The sequence below is a fragment of the Streptomyces canus 299MFChir4.1 genome, from assembly GCF_000383615.1.
GTDB lineage: Bacteria > Actinomycetota > Actinomycetes > Streptomycetales > Streptomycetaceae > Streptomyces > Streptomyces canus_C.
On record NZ_KB911583.1, the window covers coordinates 66265 to 87317 of the forward strand.

The window sequence follows — 21053 nt, forward strand, 5'->3', positions numbered from 1 at the left end:
GTGGCAGCGGTCGGCGACGGGCCCTGGCTCGACGACGCGGCCGGGCGGCTGGTGCGGCCCTTCACGGTCAGCAACGGCCGCACTCGGCCGTCCATCGCGTTCGACCTTCTGTCGCACGTGATGGCCACCGGTGCCACTCCCATCGGCTACCTCGGCCCCGAGCACGCGCAGGCGCTCGACCTGTGCCGCGCGCCCGTCTCGGTCGCCGAGGTCGCCGCCCATCTCAGGCTGCCGGCGGTGGTCACCAAGGTGCTGCTGTCCGACCTCGTCGACTGCGGGGCGCTGACCACCAAGCCACCCGAGTTCACCCACAACCCGACTGACCGGGCTCTTCTGGAGGCAGTGCTCGATGGACTACGACGACAGCTCTGATCCCTTCCCCACCGCACTGAAGATCCTGGTGGCGGGAGGGTTCGGGGTAGGCAAGACGACCTTCGTGGGCGCGGTCAGCGAGATCGCTCCCCTCAGCACGGAGGAACTGCTCACCACGGTCAGCGCCGCGACCGACAGTCTCGACGGCATCGAGAACAAGGTCGAGACGACGGTGGCCATGGACTTCGGCAGGATCACCCTCGATCCGGAACACGTTCTGTACCTGTTCGGCACGCCCGGACAGGAGCGCTTCTGGTTCATGTGGGACGAACTCTCCGAGGGCGCGCTCGGCGCGGTGATCCTCGCCGACACCCGCAGACTGGAGGACTGCTTCGCGGCCGTGGACTTCTTCGAGCAGCGCGGCCTCGGATTCATCGTGGCCATCAACGAGTTCGACGGGGGGTACCGCTACGACCCCGAGGAGGTCCGCGCCGCCATCGACCTCCCGCCGGAGATCCCGATCGTGCGCTGCGACGCGCGGATCTCCAGCTCGGGTGTGCAGACCCTGCTCACCCTCGTACGGCATCTCATCGCCCACAGCCCGGCGCCCGCGCCGAGCCACGGCGCCCACATGTGATCCCCGCACACACCGTTACGGAGCCGCATATGACCGACGTCCACAGCGACGGCCGCCCATGAGCTACGACCCACCACGCCCGGCCGGTCGACTGCTGCTCACCCCGGAGGACAAGGAGGCCCCGCACCGGGCGCGACGGCTGCGCCTGCTCGGGCTCGGGGAGTATCCGGAGCCCGCGCTCGACGCCTTCGCCGAGCGGCTCGCCGAGCGCACGGGGGCGCCGTACGCGATGGTCAACTTCCTCGGCGAGGAGCGGCAGTTCTTCGCCGGTCTCAGGATTCCCGCGGCCCGGCCCCTGTCGGACGGCGAGGAGGCCAAGCCGGAACTGGGCCGTCATCTGGCGCGCGACCATGGGTTCTGCCCCCATGTGGTCGTCCGCCGCAAGGCGCTGGTCCTGGAGGACGTCCGTGACTACCCGCGGTTCGCGGGCAACCCGGTCGTCGACGAGTTCGGCATCCGTTCCTATCTGGGCGCCCCGCTCATCGACTCCGCGGGGATGGTGCTGGGCACGGTGTGCGCGGCCGACGTGGAGCCGCGGACCTGGGGGAAGTCCGGCCTGGAGACCATCAAGTCGGCGGCGGCGGAACTCGTCGCGCGTCTGGAGCGACGGGAGGCCGACGGGCTCCCTGTGCTGTGACGGGCGAGACGGCCTCCTTCCTAGCCGACCGGTCTAGTACCTACGTACACTCGCTGTGTGGGACGCACCAGTGACGCCAGGCAGAAGATTCTCGGTGCCGCGCGCTCGCTCATCGAGGGGCGCGGCTACTCGGCGCTGGGCGTGGCCGAGATCTGCAAGGCGGCCGGGGTGCCGAAAGGCAGTTTCTACTACTTCTTCGAGTCCAAGGAGGCCCTCGCGCTCGCCGTCGTCGACGAGCACTGGGCGGCCCAACGGCGGGACTGGGAAAGCGCGTTGAGGACGGACGCGGACCCTCTGGGGCGGCTGCGCGCGCTCTTCGAGCAGACCGAGGCCGGCCAGCGCGCCGTCCAGGAGGGCCGCGGCACGGTGGCGGGCTGTCTGTTCGGGAACCTCGCCCTGGAGCTGAGCAACCACGCCGAGCCCGTGCGCGGACGGTTGCAGGAGATCTTCGAGGCGCAGGTCGACCTGGTCGAGGCCGTCGTCGCCGAGGCCCGGGAGCGCGGTGACGTCACCGTGTCCGACCCCCGGCAGGCGGCGCGGGCGGTGGTGGCCCAGCTGGAGGGCCAGGTGATGTTCGCCAAGCTCTACAACAGCCCCGAGCGCCTGAGCCCCCTGTGGGACAACTGCCGCGCGCTGCTCGGGGTCACCGGCTCCTAGTAACCGCGCCAGACGTTGTCGAACGCGGCGTCCTCGATGGCCTTGCGCTGGCGTACGGCCTCCAGTTCCATCACCGCGTCCCCGACCGCGGCCAGCACGGTGGCCGTCTCGTCGGCGAGTTCACCGGCCGGTTCGTCGCCGATGCCGGCGGCTGCCGCCAGCGCGACGAGGACGGGTTCGCCCGCCGCCCAGCGCTCCTCGGCCTCCCGCCGGGCCGCCGAGTCGACCAGCTCCGGGCGCCCGGTCCGCAGCGTGATCCGGCGGCTGCGCTGCCGGGTCGTGAGCCCGATCCGCTCCAGGTCGTCGACGTAGGCCGAGGACAGTCCGCGGCCCCGGCGCCACAGCCAGTCCTCGACCGACTCGTACGGCTCCTGCCGTACGAGCGTCTCGGCGGCCTCGTCCAGCAGGCGGTCGCCCGTGGGGGACGGGGCGCTGGGCAGGATGCGGTCGCCGTCCAGGACGAGGGCGTGGGCGTCGAGGAGGTCGAACACCTCGGCTCCCGCGAGCGCGAGCGAGAGATCGCCCTGCCCCACCGGTTTGCCGGCGGTCACATCGAGGGCGACGATCGCGAGGTCCCGTGCGGTGGTCATCAGAGGCTCCACGTCAGTTGGCCGGGTGCGGCGGTGCGTTTTCAGGGGCCGGCCCCGGCGAGCCGGGCGTCCCTGGTCGATTCTCGCTGCTGATCGACGTCCGTGTGACCCGATACGACCATGTGGTGCGGGAAACCGATCCGCAGTACGCCGGCGGCCGCGGCCGCCGCCAGCACCACGAGGGCGGCGGACAGCAGCGCCCGGTGGTAGCCGTGGTGCAGCAGCGGGGCGACGATCAGCGGGCCCAGGATCTGTCCGACCGAGTACCCGGCGGTCAGCAGGGCGACCGAGCGCGGGAACCGCAGATGCGCTCCCACGGCCAGGGCGAGGGTGCTGACGCCGATGAACGTCGCGCCGAACAGCACCGCCGAGCCGAGGGCCGCGGCCGTACCGCCGACCAGGGCGGGCAGTGCGATGCCCACCGCCTGGACCACGAGCGCCGTGAACAGCAGTCCGGGGCGTGACCAGCGGTGGCCCAGCCGGGCCCACAGCGCCGCGGACGGTACGGCGGCCAGGCCCACGAGCACCCAGGCGCCGCTGCCGACCCAGCCGGGGGAGCCCTGTCCGACGGCGGCGACCAGGAAGGTCCCGGCGATGATGTAGCCCACGCCCTCCAGCGTGTAGCTGACGAACAGCGCACCGAACCAGCGGTGCGTACCGGGCCCCGCGCCGCGCCCGCCCGGGACGGCGACGGGCGCCTCCTCCGGCCGTAGATTCCACGAGGCGGCGGCGAGCAGCGCGGCGAGGACGGCGGCGGCCCACCAGGCGGTGCGCCAGTCGGCGACGGGCCGCACCGCAAGGACCAGCAGGCCGGACAGCGCGATGCCGCCGCCCACCCCGCCGAACGCCCAGCCGGACAGGTGCGGCGGGTGCTCCCTCAGGTGGTCCAGGAGGGATCCGGCCGCGACGACGAACACCAGGGCGCTCGCCACACCGGCGGCCAGTCGCAGCAGGCTCCAGACAATGGTGCTGTGGGTGAGGGGCATCGCGGCGAGCGTGCCGGTCAGCAGGAGCAGACAGGCGCGCAGCACGGCACGCGACCGGACCAGCACGGGGGCCAGGATGCCCGCGAGGGCGCCGACGAGGTAGCCGGCGTAGTTCGCGGTGGCCAGGTTCGCCCCGGCCCCGGCGGACAGGCCCGCCTGGGTGTGCATCAGGGGCAGGATCGGGGTGTAGACGAAGCGGCCCACTCCCATGGCCGCCGCGAGGGCGGCCGCGGCCCGGGTGACATGACCCCAGGGGGACGGAGCGCTCACGTCGTGCCGGGGTCGTTGGGATGCGCTTCGAGCGGGGTGACGGTGAGGGTCATCCACGGGCGCAGCGGCAGGGTGCCGAGCACCTTCGCATGGAGCTCCTCCTCGTCGGCGGCCCGCCACACACCGATGCTGCGCAACTCGCCCACCGGGCGCCACAGTCGGGCCAGATGACCGGTCGCCGCCAGTTCCTTCGCACGGACGGCCTCGGCGGCCCGGCGCCGGTCCACCTCCTCCTGCTCGGTGCCCTCGGGAACGGTGGTGGTGATCTCGACCAGGAACTCTCGCACGGCGCCCTCCTGTCGTCGTCGGTGAACCCATCCTGCGCTCGTCACCTGCGCCGACGCCACGACCGGCTTCCTCGCTGCTGAGAGGCGCAGCCTCCCAGCGCGCGCGTACGATGGCGGCCGTGGAACTGCGCCAGCTGCGGTACTTCGTCGCCGTCGCCGAGGAGCTGAACTTCGGCCGGGCCGCCGAGCGGCTGCTCATCGCCGGCCCCTCGCTCTCCCAGCAGATCAAGGCGCTCGAACGGGACCTGGGCGTCCGGCTGTTCGACCGCGACCGCCGCAACGTCTCTCTCACCCCGGCCGGTGCCGCCCTTCTCCCGCACACCCGCGCCCTGCTGGACCGCGCCGACGACCTCAAACACCGGGCCGGCCGGCTGTCCGGCTCGCAGTCCGTGCGGCTCGGATACGTCAACTGGCTTCCCCCGGACCTGACGGCGCGTACGGCAGCGGCGGCCCAGGTGCACCTCGACGCCTGGGTCGCGCCCTCCCACACCCAGGCCGCGCGCGTCGCCGACGGCAGCCTGGACCTCGCCGTCTGCTGGCTGCGCACCGAGGACCTCAGGAAGCTCGGGCTGCGGGCCCGGCTGATCGGCGCGGACCGGCTCTACGCCGTGTCCAGAGGCGGCGACAGCGGCGACGCACCCGCCGTACGGGCCCGGGACACCGATGTGCTCATCGACGACGACGTCACCGCCTGGGCGTCCTGGAACGTGTACGGCGAGGAACTCGCACAGGCCTCCGGCGCCCGTACGGTCCGCATCTCCGACGGCGCGATCACCGGGCCCGCGTTCTTCGACCACGTGCGCCGCTGCACCCGCCCGGTCGTCAACTCGCCCAAGGGGCAGACCAGTCCGCTCCCGCCGGACCTGGTCCGGCGGGAGATCGTCGAGCCGAAGGTGTACTGGACGTGGTCCCTGGTCCGGCGGGAGACGGAGGACCGCGCGGGTGTCCTGGCCGTCGTGGACGCGCTGTGCGAAGGGGTCGGCGACCTCGGCATCCATGCCCCGGACGCCTGGCTGCCGGCCGGCGATCCGTACGCGATCCCGGGCTGACCTGCGCTGGGAGCCAGCGCCTTCCAGACGGGAGGAACCCGGTCCTTCCCTCTCCCGGTGGACCGGCCTAGCTTCTCCATAGTCGACCGGTCGTCTAGTGCCGGTCACCGACTCGGAGAAGGCCACCATGAGCACACAGAACCAGAAGGTCGCGATCATCACCGGTGCCTCGCAGGGCATCGGCGCCGCCCTCGTCGAGGGCTACCGCAAGCTCGGACACGCCGTCGTCGCCACCTCGCGCACCATCGCACCCGCCGACGACGCCGACGTCCTCACCGTTCAGGGCGACATCGCCGACCCGGAGACCGCGGAGCGCGTGGTCGCGGCCGCCGTGAAGCGGTTCGGCCGCATCGACACCGTGGTCAACAACGCGGGCGTCTTCGTCGCCAAGCCGTTCACCGAGTACACGGCCGAGGACTACGCCACCGTGACGGGCATCAACGTCGCCGGCGTCTTCCATCTCACCCAGCGGGCCGTCCCGCACCTGCTCGCCCAGGGCGGCGGCCACATCGTCAACGTCACCACCAGCCTGGTCGACAGCGCGGACTCCAGGGTCCCGTCCGTGCTGGCCTCGCTGACCAAGGGCGGCCTGCAGTCCGCCACCAAGTCCCTCGCCGTCGAGTACGCCACCCGTGGCATCCGCGTCAACGCCGTGTCGCCCGGCACCGTCAAGACGCCCATGCACGCCGAGGAGACCCATGAGTTCCTCGCCGCCCTGCACCCGGTCGGACGGATGGGGGAAGTGAGCGACATCGTCGACGCGGTGCTCTTCCTGGAGACGGCGCCGTTCGTCACCGGCGAGATCCTGCACGTCGACGGCGGAATGAGCGCCGGACACTGACGACCCGTCAATTCACCGTCCAAGGAGTGGACATGACCGTCTCGACCGACGGCAAGGCGATCCTGAGCGAGGTCCTCGACCGATGGAAGTCCGGTGTCGACGCCCACCGGCCGGAGCGCGTGGCCGCCCTCTTCACCGAGGACGCCGTCTTCCAGGGGCTGCACCCCTACAGCGTCGGCCGGCAGGGCGTGGCCGAGTACTACGACTCCCAGCCGCCCGGCATGAAGGCGTCCTACCGCGTCCTTGAGACACGGCGACCCGCGGACGGCCTCGTCCTGGGCTACCTGGACGTGGAGTTCACGTTCACGGACCGGCCCGCGCTCGCGGTCAAGCTGGCGGTTCTCGTGACCCGGGAGGGGGAGGACTGGCGCATCAGCCACTATCAGGTCTCCCGCATCGAGTAGTGCCCCCCGTGGGGCGGCGGTGGACGGGCGGTGCCGCCGTGCACCACGCGGGTGTGAAGCGGAGCTGTGGCACCGCTTAAGAAATCCTCGATGGACCAGGGCGGTGTCGTACGGCAGATTGCTGGGCGTTTCCACCCCTCGCAATCACAGGAGCCGTACCTTGAAGGCGCTGGTCAAGGAGAAGGCCGAGCCCGGGCTGTGGCTCGCGGACGTCCCGGAGCCCGCCGTCGGCCCCGGCGACGTACTGATCAAGGTGCTGCGCACCGGTATCTGCGGCACCGATCTGCACATCCGGTCCTGGGACGGCTGGGCCCAGCAGGCGATCCGGACCCCGCTCGTGCTCGGACACGAGTTCGTCGGCGAGGTCGTGGAGACCGGGCGCGACGTCCCGGACATCCAGGTCGGGGACCGGGTGAGCGGCGAGGGGCACCTCGTCTGCGGCAAGTGCCGCAACTGTCTCGCCGGGCGGCGGCACCTGTGCCGGGCCACGGTCGGACTCGGCGTGGGCCGGGACGGGGCCTTCGCCGAGTACGTCGCCCTTCCCGCCGCCAATGTGTGGGTGCACCGGGTTCCCGTGGAACTCGACGTGGCCGCGATCTTCGACCCGTTCGGCAACGCCGTGCACACCGCGCTGTCCTTCCCACTGGTCGGCGAGGACGTGCTGATCACCGGCGCCGGGCCGATCGGGCTGATGGCGGCGGCGGTCGTCCGGCACGCGGGTGCCCGCAACGTCGTGGTCACCGACGTCAGCGAGGAGCGCCTGGAGCTGGCCCGCAAGATCGGGGTGAGTCTCGCGCTGAACGTGTCGGAGGCCGGGATCGCCGACGGGCAGCGGGAGCTGGGGCTGCGCGAGGGCTTCGACATCGGCCTGGAGATGTCCGGGCGGCCGGAGGCCCTGCGCGACATGATCGCCAACATGACACACGGCGGCCGGATCGCGATGCTGGGACTGCCGGCCGCGGAGTTCCCGGTCGACTGGGCCCGGATCGTCACCTCCATGATCACCATCAAGGGCATCTACGGCCGTGAGATGTTCGAGACCTGGTACGCGATGTCGGTCCTCCTGGAGGGCGGCCTCGACCTCGCCCCCGTGATCACCGGCCGGTACGGCTACCGCGACTTCGAGGCGGCGTTCGCCGACGCGGCGAGCGGCCGCGGCGGCAAGGTCATCCTCGACTGGACCAACTGACCTAGGGACTGACGATGTTCGACTCCGTGCGCGACGACCTGCGCGCCACCCTCGACGAGATCCGCGCCGCCGGACTGCACAAGCCCGAGCGCGTGATCGACACCCCGCAGTCGGCGACCGTGAACGTCTCCGCGGGCGGCCGCCCCGGCGAGGTCCTCAACTTCTGCGCCAACAACTACCTCGGACTCGCCGACCACCCCGAGGTGATCGCCGCCGCCCACGAGGCCCTGGACCGCTGGGGCTACGGCATGGCCTCCGTCCGCTTCATCTGCGGCACGCAGGAGGTCCACAAGGAGCTGGAGGCACGGCTGTCCGCCTTCCTCGGCCAGGAGGACACGATCCTGTACTCCTCCTGCTTCGACGCCAACGGCGGCGTCTTCGAGACCCTGCTGGGCTCCGAGGACGCGGTGATCTCCGACGCTCTGAACCACGCGTCGATCATCGACGGCATCCGGCTGTCCAAGGCCCGCCGCTTCCGCTACGCCAACCGTGATCTGGCCGATCTGGAAAGGCAGTTGAAGGAGGCCGCGGGGGCGCGTCGCAAGCTGGTCGTCACCGACGGCGTGTTCTCCATGGACGGCTACCTCGCCCCGCTGAAGGACATCTGCGACCTCGCCGACCGCTACGACGCCATGGTCATGGTCGACGACTCCCACGCGGTCGGCTTCGTCGGCCCCGGCGGCCGCGGCACCCCCGAGCTGCACGGCGTCATGGACCGCGTCGACATCATCACCGGCACTCTCGGCAAGGCACTCGGCGGCGCCTCCGGCGGCTACGTCGCCGCCCGCGCCGAGATCGTCGCGCTCCTGCGCCAGCGCTCCCGGCCGTACCTCTTCTCCAACACGCTCGCCCCGGTGATCGCCGCGGCCTCCCTGAAGGTCCTCGACCTGCTGGAGTCGGCGGACGACCTGCGGGTGCGGCTGCGGGAGAACACCGCGCTGTTCCGGCGCCGGATGACCGAGGAGGGCTTCGACGTCCTGCCCGGCGACCACGCCATCGCGCCGGTGATGATCGGGGACGCGGCGAAGGCGGGACGCCTCGCGGAGCTGCTCCTGGAGCGGGGGGTGTACGTGATCGGCTTCTCGTACCCGGTGGTCCCCCAGGGGCAGGCGCGCATCAGGGTGCAGCTCTCGGCGGCCCACTCGACCGAGGACGTGAACCGCGCGGTCGACGCCTTCGTCGCGGCCAGGGCCGAGCTGGCGGCCTAGTCCGGACCTCTTGCGACAATAGATCCCATGATCGAAGCGCGGCGGCTCCACATCCTCCGTGCGGTGGCCGACCACCGCACGGTCACGGCGGCTGCCGCCGCGCTGTATCTCACGCCCTCCGCCGTCTCGCAGCAGCTCACGGCCCTGGAGCAGGAGACCGGCCACCGTCTGGTGGAGCGCGGCGCGAAGGGCGTACGGCTGACCCCCGCGGGCGAGATCCTGCTCAGCCACACCAACGCGGTCCTCGCCCAGCTGGAGCGGGCGGAGGCCGAGCTGGCCGCCTACAGCTCGGGTGCGGCCGGCACGGTCACCGTCGCCTCCTTCGCGACCGGGATCGCCCTGGTCGTGGCGCCCGCGGTGGCCCGCCTCGCCACGACGGCCCCCGGCATCCACCTCCGCGTCCAGGACGCCGAGGGCGACGCGAGCCTGCCGATGGTCCTTGACCGGCAGGTCGACGTGGCGGTCGCGGTGGAGTACCGCGGGGCCCCGCCCGCCGACGACCCCCGGCTGGCGCACGTGCCGCTGTACGCCGAGCCCTTCGACGCGGTCGTCCCGGTCAGCCACCGGCTGGCCGACGCGGGCGAGGTGCCGCTGGCGGAGCTCGCCAAGGACCCGTGGATCGGCCCCTACCCGGGCAACCCCTGCCATGACGTGGTGGTCCTCGCCTGCGAGCACGCCGGTTTCCAGCCACGCCTGGAGCACTCCTCGGACGACTTCCGCGCGGTGGTCGCCCTGGCGTCCGCGGACGCGGGAGTGGCCCTGGTGCCGCGCTCGGCTCTGATCGGGATGGACCTCGCCGGAGTGGTCGTACGGCCGGTCGACGGGGTGGCCCCGACGCGCCGGGTCTTCGCGGCGGTACGACGGGGAGCCGAGGAGCACCCCCTGATCCGCCCGGTCCTCGACGCACTCCGAGCCGTCGCCGAGGGGTAGGGAACCGGCCACCGGCTGGGCCCAACAAAGGTGTTCGGAGGCAGAGGGTACAAGACTTCCCGCATCTGGGATAACGTCCCGCATGTGAAACAGGACGAGTCCGGGCCCGACCCGGTCGACACCCGTCTGGGCGTCCGGCTCGCCGAGCTGCGGGCCGAACGCGGGTGGTCGCTGGGCGAGTTGGCCGAGCGCAGCGGTGTCAGCAAGTCCACCCTCTCCCGTGCCGAGCGGGCCGAGATCAGCCCCACCGCCTCGCTGCTGAACCGGCTGTGCGGGGTGTACGGGCGGACCATGTCCCAGCTGCTCAGCGAGGTCGAGGTCGAGGCCGAGCCCGCGCCGCTGGTCCGGGACGCCGAGCAGCCGGTGTGGGAGGACCGGGCCTCGGGGTTCGTGCGGCGGTCCGTGTCGCCGCCGCACCCCGGGCTGCGCGGCGAACTCGTCGAGGGACGGCTCGCCGCCGGAGCCGACCTCGCCTACGACCGGCCGCCCGTACCCGGCCTGGAGCAGCACGTCTGGGTCCTGGAGGGTGCGCTCGACGTCACCGCCCAGGACGTCGAGCACCACCTCGACACCGGGGACTGTCTGCGGCTGCGCGTGTGGGGGCCGACGCGGTTCCGGTGCGCGGGCCCCGGCGCCGTGCGGTATGTGCTGGCGGTGGTCCTGCCGTGATCGTCGACCGACTTGATGAGGCCCGACTCGCGAACGACGTCGACGGGTTGGCCGACCTGCTGATCGACACCGTGGACGGCGGCGCCTCCATCGGGTTCCTCGCCGCGACGGACCGGGCGGCGGCCGTCGCCTGGTGGAAGGAGCGCGTCGGCGCGGTGGCCGCGGGACACCTGGCGGTGTGGGCGGCGTACGACGGCCGCCGCGCGGTCGGCACCGTCAGTCTGGCCTTCCCCGACAAGCCCAACTCCCGCCACCGCGCGGAACTGGTCAAGCTGATGGTGCACCGGGACGCGCGCGGACAGGGCCTCGGGCGCCGGCTCCTCGGCACCGCGGAGAACGCCGCCCGCTCGGCCGGAATCACCCTGCTCCACCTGGACACCGAGACCGGCAGCCCCGCCGAACGGCTCTACGGCTCCGCCGGCTGGACCCGGGCCGGCGTCATCCCCGACTACGCGGCCGATCCCGCCGGGGTGCTGCGGCCGACGACCCACTATTACAAGCGGCTCGGGACGACCCCCGCGACCAGGTGAGTGTCAGAGGCAGCCGCTACGGTGCCTGTCATGCCGGACGCCGAAGACGTACGCCGTGTCGCCCTGTCCATGCCGGACACGACGGAGAAGATCGCCTGGAGCATGCCCACGTTCCGGGTCGCGGGCAAGATGTTCGCCACGCTGCCCGAGGACGAGACCTCCATCGCCGTGCGCTGTCCCAAGGAGGAGCGCGACGAGCTGGTGCTGGCCGAGCCGGGGAAGTTCTGGATCGCGGACCACGAGGCTCAGTTCGCGTGGGTGCGCGCCCGTCTCGCCGCGATCGAGGACGAGGGCGAACTGCGCGACATCCTCGCCGACTCCTGGCGGCAGGCGGCCCCGTCCCGGCTGCTCGACGCGTATCCGGAGCTGGGACTGCCTGCGGAGTGAGGAAGGCGCCGACCCGTCCGTCCGCGTTCCTCGGTGATCGTCATGCGGACGATCGTGCAACCTCCACCAAACTTGAGGTCAAGCGGAGAAAGGAGTGCGCGACCACCGACCCGAGTGCGGTATGGTTTCTCTGCGCGTTCGGCCAGGGGAAACCCCAGGTCAGACGGCACCGGGACGTGGCGCAGCTTGGTAGCGCACTTGACTGGGGGTCAAGGGGTCGCAGGTTCAAATCCTGTCGTCCCGACGGTGCGAAGGGTCTTCGCAGGCGAGAGCCTGCGGGGGCCCTTTTTACGGTCGGCCGTACTCGCTCATCGCGTCGATCAGCCAGCGCGCCAGGTAGTCGGCGAACGAGGACCGCGGGAGCAGACGGTAGGTCGGGGTGTCGTCGGTCTGCCAGAGCAGTGCCGCGACGGGGCCGACCGTCGTCGACACCGCGTGGCCGGGGCCGAAGACGCGGGGATGCAGGTCCAGCGGGCAGCCCTTCTCCAGGACCTCGCGGGCGGACGGGCCGCTCAGCTCAAGGGTGGTGCGGTTCGCCGACACGTCCACCACCGAGCCGGAGTCGCCCTGGAGGGCCTCCCTCAGCTCGGCCGTCACGACGCCGGCGTCGGCCCGGGAGAGCACGAGCCACTCGTCGGGGCCCAGCCAGACCGCCGTACGGTGGTTGTTCGCGGCGGTGTCGCCGCATCGGCGGGGGAGCGGTGCCCCCAGCGTCCTCCCGATCCGGTCGGCCGCCTCGGACGCGGGGTCGACCCGGACGTTCACCATCGTGAGGAACGGCAGCTCGGTCAGGGTGACGCCCCGCGCGCCGGTGACGGAGCCGGCGCGCATCCGCTCCTCCAGGTGGGCCAGGGGGCTGGTGCGCAGGGCCACCGGCCCCGCCATGATCGGTTCAGCCATCTCGCCGGGTCCCTTCGGGGTCGTAGAGGACGAAGTCGGTCACCTCGACGGGCACCAAGGCCTCGCCCACCGGGGCGAGCAGGGTCTGGCCCTTCCTCGCCTGTCCGTCGGCCACGAGGGCGAGGGCGAACGGGCGGCCGAGGGCCGGACTGTGGTAGCTGGAGGTGACGTGGCCGAGCATCGGCACCGGTACCGTCCCCAAGTCGACCTCCGGCGCGACGAGTTGGGTGCCCTCGGGCAGCCGGGTCGTGCGGTCGGCCGGGAGCAGCCCGACCAGTTGCTTGCGGTCGGTGCGGGCGGTGTCGGCGCGGGCGAAGGACCGCTTGCCGATGAAGTCCTTCTGCTTGGAGACCACCCAGCTCATGCCCGCGTCCTGCGGGGTGACCGTCCCGTCGGTGTCCTGGCCGACGATGATGTAACCCTTCTCGGCCCGCAGGACGTGCATGGTCTCGGTGCCGTACGGGGTGATGCCGTACGGCCGGCCGACCGCGTCCACCTCCTCCCAGACCGCGAGCCCGTACCAGGCGGAGACGTTGATCTCGTAGGCCAGTTCGCCGGAGAAGGAGATCCGGCAGACACGGGCCGGGATGCCGGAGGCCAGGGTCGTCTCGCGGAAGGCCATGAACGGGAAGGCCTCGTTCGACAGGTCGAGGTCCGGGGCGAGATGGCCGAGGACAGCGCGCGACTGCGGGCCGACGACGGCGATCGTCGCCCACTGCTCGGTCACCGAGGTGCAGTGCACGTCGAGTTCGGGCCACTCGGTCTGCGACCACTCCTCCAGCCAGTCCAGGACGTTCGCGGCGCCGCCGGTCGTGGTGGTCATAAAGTAGCGGTTGTCGTCGAGGCGCAGCGTCACCCCGTCGTCGAAGATCATGCCGTCGGGCTTGCACATCACGCCGTACCGCCCGGTGCCGGGCTTCAGCTTCTTGAAGGCGTTGGTGTAGATCCGGTTGAGGAACTCGCCCGCGTCCGCGCCCCAGATCTCGATCTTGCCGAGGGTGGAGGCGTCCATGAACGCCACGCCCTCCCGGGCCGCCCGGCACTCGCGCGCCACGGCCGCGTCCATGTCCTCACCGGCCTGCGGGTAGTACCAGGGGCGCTTCCACTGCCCGACGTCCTCGAACTTCGCACCGTGCGCCACATGCCAGCTGTGGATCGACGTGGTCCGCTCCGGGTCGAACAGGTCCCCGCGCTCGCGCCCGGCCAGGGCGGCGAAGGCGATCGGCGTGTACGGCGCCCGGTAGGCCGTGGTGCCGATCTCCCCCAGCGAACCGCCGAGGGCCTCAGCGATCACCCCGATCGCGTTGACGCCGGAGGTCTTGCCCTGGTCGTTCGCCGTGCCGAGCGAGGTGTACCGCTTGACGTGCTCGACGCCGCGCATGCCGGCGCCGGTGGAGCGCCAGACGTCGGCGACCGTGACATCACGCTGGAGATCGACGAAGTGGCTGTCCCAGGTGCCCGGTTCGCCCTCGGAGGAGGGCACCAGCCACAGGGCCCGCGTCGGGCCGGGCGCGCGCCGCACCGGTTCGGCCGGTACGGGCACCGGGAACCCCGCCGCTGTCGCCGCCAGCGCACCGGCCCGCGCCCCTTCGGCCAGACAGTCTTCGAGGTCGTACGTCCCCCGGGCCGCCCCCACGACCTGCTGATCGCGTACGGCCCCGTCCGGAACGAACGCGACCAGGTCGGAGTCCCAGCGCAACCGCCCCTGACGCTGGCTGTGCAGATGTACCACGGGGCTCCAGCCGCCCGACACGGCGAGCAGATCGCAGACGAACGACTCGGCTTCACCGCCGAGTCGACCCTCGGCATCGAGGGCGCGCACGGTGACGCCGGTGAGCCTGTGGTCGCCCGAGGTGTCGGCCACGGCGCTGCCCGTCAGGACCCGCACCCCCGTCGCCGCTACCAGCTCGGCGGCCCGGTCGGAGAGTTCGGGGCGGGCGTCCACCACGGCGGCGACGTCGACGCCGGCCCTGCGCAGATCGGCGACCGTGTCGTAGGCGCTGTCGTTGGTCGTGCTCACCACGGCCCGCGAACCCGGGGTCACGGCATACCGGTTGAGATAGGTGTGCACGGCCCCGGCGAGCATCACGCCGGGCCGGTCGTTGCCCGCGAAGACCAGCGGACGCTCGTGCGCCCCGGTCGCCAGGATCACCTGACGGGCGCGGATGTGCCACAGCCGCTGCCGCGAGACGCCTTCGGGGGCGTCGGCGCCGAGGTGGTCGGTGCGCCGCTCAAGGGCCAGCACGTAGTTGTCGTCGTACGACCCGAAAGCCGTGGTCCGATGCAGGACGACGGCCTCGGGGGCGGCGTCGAGGGCCGCGCGCAGCTCCTCGGACCGCTCCCCGTCACCGGGCTCGGGCTGCTCGTCGACGAGGAGGACGCGGGCACCGGAGGAGGCGGCAGCCGCGGCCGCCGCGAGGCCCGCCGGACCGGCGCCGACGACCAGGACGTCGGTGTGGACGTACTTCTTGTCGTAGACGGCGGGATCCGGGGTCGGGTCGAGCCGGCCCATCCCCGAGAGCGTGGTGGCGGACAAACCGTCGTACAGCTCGACGGTCGTGGCCGGGAGCATGCCCTCCGAGTGCGAACCGCCCAGCTGGACCAGTGCGTTGGGCTCCTCGACGCCCGCGGAGACGATGCCGCGCGGGCGGCCGCGGTAGAGCGAGGGGGCGGCCTCGACGAGGCCGTTCGCCAGCATCGCCGAGGCGAGCGTGTCGCCGGGGTGTCCGGTCAGCTCCTGCCCGTCGACGGTGAATCGGAGCAGCGTGCCGCGGTCGACACGGCCGCCTCGCGGCAGCCGGAAGCGCTGGTCGGTCATCGGTTCCCTCCGGGGCGTGGCTCGTCGAGCCGGTACGAGGTCAGCACCTCGTGGGTGGCGGTGTCGCGCAGGACGTTGAACCAGCGGCGGCAGCCGACGCTGTGCATCCACCGTTCCGCGAAGGGGCCCTTGGGGTTGTCGCGGTAGAAGACGTACTCGGCCCACTGCTCGTCGGTGAGGTCGGCGGGGGACTCGGGGTGGGGGACGTGGGCCTGTCCGCCGTAGCGGTACTCCGTCTCGTTCCGCGGCCCGCACCAGGGGCAGGTGATCAGCAGCACGGCGTTCTCCTCAAAGCCTCAGTGCCTCAGTGGGCCACGGCTGCTGCGCCGTGCTCGTCGATCAACGCGCCGGTCGTGAACCGGTCGAGGGCGAAGGGGGCGTTCAGCGGGTGCGGCTCGCCCGTCGCGATGGTGTGCGCGAAGGTCCAGCCGGCCGCCGGAGTGGCCTTGAAACCGCCGGTTCCCCAGCCGCAGTTGACGTAGAGGTTCTCAACGGGCGTGCCGCCGATGATCGGCGAGGCGTCCGGGGTGACGTCGACGATGCCGCCCCAGGTGCGCAGCACATGCGCCCTGGCGAAGACCGGGAACAGCTCGACGGCGGCCGCCATCTGCTGCTCGATCACATGGAACGAGCCGCGCTGACCGTAACCGTTGTACGAGTCGACGCCGGCGCCCATCACCAACTCGCCCTTGTGCGCCTGGGAGACGTAGACGTGCACGTGGTTCGACATGACGACGGTCGGGTGCACCGGCTCGTGCAGTTCGGAGACCAGGGCCTGGAGCGGGTGGGACTGCACCGGCAGCCGGATGCCCGCCCGCTCGGCCAGCACGCTGCTGTGCCCGGCGGCGGCGAGACCGACCCGGCCGGCGTGGATGCGGCCGCGGTTGGTGTCGACACCCACGACCCGGTCGCCGTCCTTGAGGAAACCGGTGACCTCACAGCCCTGGATCAGGTCCACGCCCAGTTCGTCGGCGCGGCGGGCCAGCGCCCAGGCGACGTGGTCGTGCTTGGCGATGCCGGCCCGGGGCTGGAAGGTGGCGCCGAGCACCGGATACCGGGTGCGGGACGAGACGTTGAGGATGGGGCAGACCTTGGCGACCTCGTCCGGCTCCAGCCACTCGGCGTCGACTCCGTTGAGGCGGTTGGCGTTGACCCGGCGCACGCCCTCGCGGACGTCCTGGAGGGTGTGCGCGAGGTTGAGGACTCCGCGCTGGCTGAACAGGAAGTCGTAGTCCAGCTCCTCCGGGAGCCGCTCCCACAGCTTCAGCGCGTGCTCGTAGATCGCCGCGCTCTCGTCCCACAGGTAGTTGGAGCGGATGATCGTGGTGTTGCGGGCCATGTTGCCGCCCGCGAGCCAGCCCTTCTCCAGGACGGCCACGTTGGTGATGCCGTGGTTCTTGGCGAGGTAGTAGGCGGTGGCCAGACCGTGACCTCCCGCGCCGACGATGACGACGTCGTACGAGGAGCGCGGCTCGGGGTTGCGCCAGAGGAAGTCCGGGTGCTCCGGCAGCGGTTCGGCGGTCATGCCGGGCCTCCGTCGAGGTGGTGGTAGAGCGGGAAGGCGGCGGCGAGCTTCTCGACCCGGGCGCGCAGTTCGTCCTCGGGGCGTTCGCGCTTCAGGGCCTCGGCGATGATGTCGGCGACCTCGCGGAACTCCGTCTCGCCGAAGCCGCGGGTGGCCAGGGCGGGGGTACCGATCCGCAGGCCCGAGGAGATCATCGGGGGGCGCGGGTCGAAGGGCACGGCGTTGCGGTTGACGGTGATGCCGATGCGGTGCAGCCGGTCCTCGGCCTGCTTCCCGTCGAGCTCGGAGTTGCGCAGGTCGACGAGGATCAGGTGGACCTCGGTGCCGCCGGTCAGCACGGTGATCCCGGCCTCGGCCACGTCGTCGGCCAGCAGCCGGCCGGCGAGGATCTTCGCACCCCGCAGCGTGCGCCGCTGGCGTTCCTTGAACTCATCCGAGGAAGCCACCTTGAAGGCCACCGCCTTCGCCGCGATCACATGCTCCAGCGGACCGCCCTGCTGACCGGGGAAGACCGCCGAGTTGATCTTCTTGGCCAGGTCGGCGCGGCTGAGGATGACACCGCCGCGCGGGCCGCCGAGGGTCTTGTGGGTGGTCGTCGTGACGACGTCGGCGTACGGCACCGGGTTCGGGTGCAGGCCCGCGGCCACCAGCCCCGCGAAGTGCGCCATGTCCACCATCAGGTACGCGCCCACCGCGTCGGCGATCCGCCGGAACCCGGCGAAGTCCAGCTGCCGCGGGTAGGCCGACCAGCCCGCGACGATCATCTTCGGCCGGTGCTCCAGGGCCAGCCGCTCGACCTCGTCCATGTCGACGCGCAGGTCCGACTCGCGCACGTGGTACGGGACGACGTCGTACAGCTTGCCGGAGTAGTTGAGGCGCATGCCGTGGGTCAGGTGCCCGCCGTGCGCCAGGTCCAGGCCGAGGATCGTGTCGCCGGGGCTCAGCAGCGCGAACATCGCGGCCGCGTTGGCCTGGGCGCCCGAGTGCGGCTGGACGTTCGCGGCCTCGGCGCCGAAGAGCTCCTTCACGCGGGCGATGGCCAGCCGCTCGACGACGTCGACGTGCTCGCAGCCGCCGTAGTAGCGGCGGCCCGGGTAGCCCTCGGCGTACTTGTTGGTCAGGACCGAGCCCTGGGCCTCCATCACGGCGGCGGGGGCGAAGTTCTCGGAGGCGATCATCTCGAGTGTGGACTGCTGGCGGTGCAGCTCGGCGGCGAGCGCGTCGGCTACGTCCGGGTCGAGTTCGCTGAGGGGGAGGGAGAGCGGCGAGGTGGGCGACGTGCTCGTTGCCATCGGTGCACCATCCTGAGAGCCAGCTAATGAGCAACTGATATATCAGCCTGTGCGCTAAGGTATGGGAGCTCGCCGCACGGGTCAAGGGGGCATCCATGGAGCAGGTCGCGACCGAGATCGAGGAGCTGTCGCTCGCCGAGCGCGCGTACCGTGCCATCCGGGACCGGCTGGTCATGCTGGAGATCCGGCCCGGCGCGCCGATCAACGAGGAGCAGCTGGGGCAGTCGCTCGGCGTCGGCCGCACACCGGTGCGCGAGGCACTCAAGCGGCTCCAGTACGAGCGCCTGATCACGACCTATCCCCGCCGAGGCACCTTCGCCACCGAGGTCAACATCACCGACCTGGCACACATCTCCGAGGTGCGCCAGGAACTGGAACCCCTGGCGGCGGCGCAGGCCGCGCGGCGCGCCACGGCCACCGACCGGGCCAACCTGACGGCCCTACGGCGGGAACTCGACACCGCCGGGGCCCCCGGGCGGGACGCCGCCGAACTCATGCACCTGGACCTCCAGGTGCACCGCGCCATCTACACGGCCACGCACAACCCGTACCTGGAGGACACCCTCGTCCGCCACGACAACCTGGCCACCCGCATCTGGTGCCTGTTCGTGGACCGGCTGTCCGACATGGCCGGCCATGTCGAGGAGCACGGCCCGCTGATCGAGGCGATCGTCTCCGGCGACGCCGGCACGGCGGCGCGGCTCGCCCGCAGCCATGTCGAGGGCTTCGAACAGGCGATCCGCGAGGCCATCTGAGGCGGCAGGTCCGGCCGGTCACCGGTGGGTCAGTGCCCGGTGGTGGTCGTACCTCCCGGCAGCTCTCCCTCCTCGCACCGCCGCAGCACCCGCAGTTCGTCACCCTCGATCCGCATCTCGTACAGATGCCCGCGCGCGTTCTCGAAGGGACGGTGGAGGATCATCAGCAGCCTGCCGTCGAAGGCCCGGAACAGCATGCCGTGTCCGCTGTCCTCCCGGACCAGCGGCCGGCGCTGCTCCCAGGGGCCGGTCAGCCCACCGGACCTGGAGACGGCGTAGGTCTGCACGTAATCGCCGCTGGCGGTGCCGTCCGCACCGGCCCTGTTCTTCTCGTACGTCGACCACAGCATGAGGAGCGCGCCGTCGGGTGTGCGGTGGAGCTGCGGGCCGTCGGTGACGTACGGCGCGAGCTGGTGCGGCACGCCCGCGGGGATCTGCTCGCCGAGCCAGTACGCGTCCGAGCCCTTGAACAGGAAGACGGGCTCACCGACCGTCCCGGTCAGGTCGGGGGCCAGCCGGATCGCCTCCATCGTGCCGTCGACGGTCTGCAGCCACTCGTGCGCGTACACCATCCAGGGCTGCCCGTCCGGATCGACGTGGAGCGTGCCGTCGAGCGTCATCAGGTGGGCGGGTGGAGTGGGCCCGGACGGGTCGACGACGGTGAACGGGCCGAGCAGCGAGTCGGAGACGGCGGTGATCGTGCCGCGCGCGTGGTTCGGCAGCTGGAAGGGTGTGCCCCAGCGCCCGGCGGGCGGCACCGGCAGCGGCCGGTTCTCGTCGTGCAGGGTGGTGAACAGGTAGTACCTGCCGTCCCACGCGTGCACCTCCGGCGCCCAGCCGCCGTCCCGCGCCCAGATGCCCTCCTGCTCGTCCGTCCGGAACACCACGACGGGCCGTGTCCAGTCCCGCAGGTCCCGGCTGCGGTAGACCATCGTCCCGACGCCCCGCACACCCGACACGGACGGCTCGTTGGACGTGTAGAGGAAGTACGTCCGCGTCTCCTCGTCCGCGACGACGAACGGATCGTGCAACGGCATCTCGGGCAGCCGCAGGGGCTCGGTGTCGGTCATCGCGGAACGATACGTCGGCGTCGTGATCGGGCGGCCGCGAGGACCACCGGGGCGTCGGGGGCGTCCACGAGCGGGCGGCGAGAGCGGGCGCGTCCGGATGGGCAGCCGACGGGGCCTAGAAGCGGACCGTCATCTCCACCCGCACGTCGTCGCCCGCGTCGAGCCCTTCCGGTGTGCGCACCGCGTTCTTGAGGGGCAGCAGATAGCCGCCGTCCTTCGGGAACAACGAGGTCGTGAAGGTGACCTCGCCGATCCGGGCCTCGACCGGGATCACGCCCCACCCGTACGTGGCCACGCGGGCCACCTCACCGATGTCGGCGGACTCCTGGCCGGGCACCGGGACGAAGTAGTACGGGGCCGGGCCGCGCCATTCGATCACCCGGCCGGTGAAGGTGAGCTGCATGAGACCCCCGTTGTCCCGACGACGTCAGGACAGTCTGTACCGCGCGGCGACGTCCGTGAGGTATCCGCGCAACAGGATCTTCGCCTCCTCCAGCAGCGCGCTGTCCCCTTTCGTGTCCCGGCGGAAGGCCTCCTGCGCGAGGGCGTCGGCGGCGAGGATCGCGGCGTGGCAGACGCGGGCGAGCGTCTCGTCGTCCTCGGCGAGCCGCAGCGCGAGCAGGATGCGGCGGATCCCGTCGGCCATCCGGTGCTTGTGCTCGCGGTCCGCGGCCCGGGTCCGCTCGGTCAGCCCGCTGCCGAACCACAGGGCGCGGAAGCCGTGTTCGGTGCGGTAGATCGCGGCGTACGCGTCGACGAGGACACCGACCGGGTCCTCCCAGCGCTCGGCGGCCGCGGCCTCGACGAGCGCGTCCATCGCCGCTTCCAGCTTCGCGAAGTAGCCGGCCGCGAGCGCCTCGATGATCGCCCCGCGGTCGGGCAGGTACTGGTAGAGCGAACCGACCGACACCCGCGCCTCGGACGCGATGCGGGTCGTGGTGAGCGACTCGACGCCCTCCTCGACCAGAATGCGCTCCGCGGCTTCCAGCACCCTGGCCAACCGGGCCCGGCTACGGGCCTGTTGAGGTGTGCGGCGCAGGGAGGCGATCCATGCGGCCGGGTCGGCGTCCGGGGCGGACTCAGCCACGCGACGACCTCCGCTCACTCACG

The 21053-nt window shown here is 71.8% G+C and carries 25 protein-coding genes and 1 tRNA gene; 15 read left to right on the plus strand and 11 right to left on the minus strand.

Annotation, left to right across the window (positions count from 1 at the left end):
- From H293_RS0104140 to H293_RS0104155, 4 genes are read left to right on the plus strand one after another with little or no spacing between them, the layout of a single operon-like run.
- Positions 1-372, plus strand: a complete 372-nt coding sequence (locus tag H293_RS0104140) for a DUF742 domain-containing protein (RefSeq protein WP_007386182.1) — start codon at positions 1-3, stop codon at positions 370-372.
- Positions 350-949, plus strand: coding sequence for a GTP-binding protein (locus H293_RS0104145; protein ID WP_007386183.1), 600 nt, complete (start codon positions 350-352; stop codon positions 947-949). The genes H293_RS0104140 and H293_RS0104145 overlap by 23 nt, the downstream gene beginning before the upstream one ends.
- A gap of 58 nt (positions 950-1007) precedes the next feature.
- Complete coding sequence (locus H293_RS0104150) at positions 1008-1586, plus strand: GAF domain-containing protein (RefSeq protein ID WP_020116618.1); 579 nt, start codon at positions 1008-1010, stop codon at positions 1584-1586.
- Between the two features lie 57 nt (positions 1587-1643).
- Complete coding sequence (locus H293_RS0104155) at positions 1644-2243, plus strand: TetR/AcrR family transcriptional regulator (RefSeq protein WP_020116619.1); 600 nt, start codon at positions 1644-1646, stop codon at positions 2241-2243.
- Here H293_RS0104155 and H293_RS0104160 read toward each other — a convergent pair.
- Genes H293_RS0104160 through H293_RS0104170 form a run of 3 tightly spaced genes read right to left on the minus strand, consistent with a single transcriptional unit; the run spans position 2240 to position 4376 of the window.
- Positions 2240-2833: a GOLPH3/VPS74 family protein gene (locus H293_RS0104160; protein ID WP_020116620.1), complete on the minus strand. Its 594-nt coding sequence runs from the start codon at positions 2831-2833 to the stop codon at positions 2240-2242. The two genes, H293_RS0104155 and H293_RS0104160, sit on opposite strands and share 4 nt — an antisense overlap.
- Before the next feature lie 41 nt (positions 2834-2874).
- Entirely contained in the window at positions 2875-4029 is a 1155-nt protein-coding gene (locus tag H293_RS0104165) for a YbfB/YjiJ family MFS transporter (protein WP_078612539.1), read from the minus strand.
- A gap of 56 nt (positions 4030-4085) precedes the next feature.
- Positions 4086-4376: a muconolactone Delta-isomerase family protein gene (locus H293_RS0104170; RefSeq protein WP_020116622.1), complete on the minus strand. Its 291-nt coding sequence runs from the start codon at positions 4374-4376 to the stop codon at positions 4086-4088.
- Positions 4377-4486: 110 nt separating this feature from the next.
- On the opposite strand from H293_RS0104170, the gene H293_RS0104175 reads away from it, so the two are divergent.
- From H293_RS0104175 to H293_RS0104220, 10 genes are all read left to right on the plus strand, one after another.
- Positions 4487-5425, plus strand: coding sequence for a LysR family transcriptional regulator (locus H293_RS0104175; RefSeq protein WP_020116623.1), 939 nt, complete (start codon positions 4487-4489; stop codon positions 5423-5425).
- 127 nt (positions 5426-5552) lie between these two features.
- Complete coding sequence (locus H293_RS0104180) at positions 5553-6266, plus strand: SDR family NAD(P)-dependent oxidoreductase (protein ID WP_028807538.1); 714 nt, start codon at positions 5553-5555, stop codon at positions 6264-6266.
- 32 nt (positions 6267-6298) lie between these two features.
- Positions 6299-6670, plus strand: a complete 372-nt coding sequence (locus H293_RS0104185; RefSeq protein WP_020116625.1) for a YybH family protein — start codon at positions 6299-6301, stop codon at positions 6668-6670.
- A 160-nt stretch (positions 6671-6830) separates the two neighbouring features.
- Positions 6831-7859 (plus strand): L-threonine 3-dehydrogenase, encoded by a 1029-nt coding sequence (tdh, locus tag H293_RS0104190; RefSeq protein WP_020116626.1) that lies wholly within the window; start codon positions 6831-6833, stop codon positions 7857-7859.
- A 14-nt stretch (positions 7860-7873) separates the two neighbouring features.
- Positions 7874-9067 (plus strand): glycine C-acetyltransferase, encoded by a 1194-nt coding sequence (locus H293_RS0104195; RefSeq protein WP_020116627.1) that lies wholly within the window; start codon positions 7874-7876, stop codon positions 9065-9067.
- 27 nt (positions 9068-9094) lie between these two features.
- The gene (locus H293_RS0104200) at positions 9095-9997 is read left to right on the plus strand and encodes a LysR family transcriptional regulator (RefSeq protein WP_020116628.1); all 903 of its coding nucleotides are present in this window, start codon (positions 9095-9097) and stop codon (positions 9995-9997) included.
- 84 nt (positions 9998-10081) lie between these two features.
- On the plus strand, positions 10082-10666 hold the full coding sequence (locus H293_RS0104205; protein ID WP_020116629.1) for a helix-turn-helix domain-containing protein: 585 nt from the start codon (positions 10082-10084) through the stop codon (positions 10664-10666).
- Entirely contained in the window at positions 10663-11196 is a 534-nt protein-coding gene (locus tag H293_RS0104210) for a GNAT family N-acetyltransferase (protein ID WP_020116630.1), read from the plus strand. The genes H293_RS0104205 and H293_RS0104210 overlap by 4 nt, the downstream gene beginning before the upstream one ends.
- A 30-nt stretch (positions 11197-11226) precedes the next feature.
- The gene (locus tag H293_RS0104215; protein ID WP_020116631.1) at positions 11227-11583 is read left to right on the plus strand and encodes an MmcQ/YjbR family DNA-binding protein; all 357 of its coding nucleotides are present in this window, start codon (positions 11227-11229) and stop codon (positions 11581-11583) included.
- Positions 11584-11753: 170 nt separating this feature from the next.
- Positions 11754-11827: transfer RNA gene (locus tag H293_RS0104220), tRNA-Pro, on the plus strand.
- Positions 11828-11871: 44 nt separating this feature from the next.
- Here the strand turns inward: H293_RS0104220 and H293_RS0104225 are convergent.
- From H293_RS0104225 to glyA, 5 genes are read right to left on the minus strand one after another with little or no spacing between them, the layout of a single operon-like run.
- Positions 11872-12483 (minus strand): sarcosine oxidase subunit gamma, encoded by a 612-nt coding sequence (locus H293_RS0104225; protein WP_020116632.1) that lies wholly within the window; start codon positions 12481-12483, stop codon positions 11872-11874.
- The gene (locus H293_RS0104230; protein WP_020116633.1) at positions 12476-15301 is read right to left on the minus strand and encodes a sarcosine oxidase subunit alpha family protein; all 2826 of its coding nucleotides are present in this window, start codon (positions 15299-15301) and stop codon (positions 12476-12478) included. The genes H293_RS0104225 and H293_RS0104230 overlap by 8 nt, the downstream gene beginning before the upstream one ends.
- On the minus strand, positions 15298-15579 hold the full coding sequence (locus H293_RS0104235) for a sarcosine oxidase subunit delta (RefSeq protein WP_007386205.1): 282 nt from the start codon (positions 15577-15579) through the stop codon (positions 15298-15300). The genes H293_RS0104230 and H293_RS0104235 overlap by 4 nt, the downstream gene beginning before the upstream one ends.
- A gap of 26 nt (positions 15580-15605) precedes the next feature.
- Positions 15606-16826: a sarcosine oxidase subunit beta family protein gene (locus H293_RS0104240; RefSeq protein WP_020116634.1), complete on the minus strand. Its 1221-nt coding sequence runs from the start codon at positions 16824-16826 to the stop codon at positions 15606-15608.
- Positions 16823-18118: a serine hydroxymethyltransferase gene (gene glyA, locus H293_RS0104245; RefSeq protein ID WP_020116635.1), complete on the minus strand. Its 1296-nt coding sequence runs from the start codon at positions 18116-18118 to the stop codon at positions 16823-16825. Before glyA ends, H293_RS0104240 begins: the two co-directional genes overlap by 4 nt.
- Positions 18119-18213: 95 nt before the next feature.
- On the opposite strand from glyA, the gene H293_RS0104250 reads away from it, so the two are divergent.
- Positions 18214-18873 carry a GntR family transcriptional regulator gene (locus tag H293_RS0104250; protein ID WP_020116636.1) on the plus strand — a complete coding sequence of 220 codons (660 nt, stop codon included), beginning with the start codon at positions 18214-18216 and terminating at the stop codon, positions 18871-18873.
- Between the two features lie 29 nt (positions 18874-18902).
- On the opposite strand, the gene H293_RS0104255 is transcribed toward H293_RS0104250, so the two are convergent.
- The 3 genes from H293_RS0104255 to H293_RS0104265 form a co-directional block, all read right to left on the minus strand.
- Complete coding sequence (locus H293_RS0104255) at positions 18903-19943, minus strand: glycoside hydrolase family 43 protein (protein WP_020116637.1); 1041 nt, start codon at positions 19941-19943, stop codon at positions 18903-18905.
- Between the two features lie 115 nt (positions 19944-20058).
- Complete coding sequence (locus H293_RS0104260) at positions 20059-20346, minus strand: DUF1905 domain-containing protein (protein ID WP_020116638.1); 288 nt, start codon at positions 20344-20346, stop codon at positions 20059-20061.
- 24 nt (positions 20347-20370) lie between these two features.
- Positions 20371-21030, minus strand: a complete 660-nt coding sequence (locus H293_RS0104265) for a TetR/AcrR family transcriptional regulator (protein WP_020116639.1) — start codon at positions 21028-21030, stop codon at positions 20371-20373.
- Positions 21031-21053: the final 23 nt, after the last annotated feature.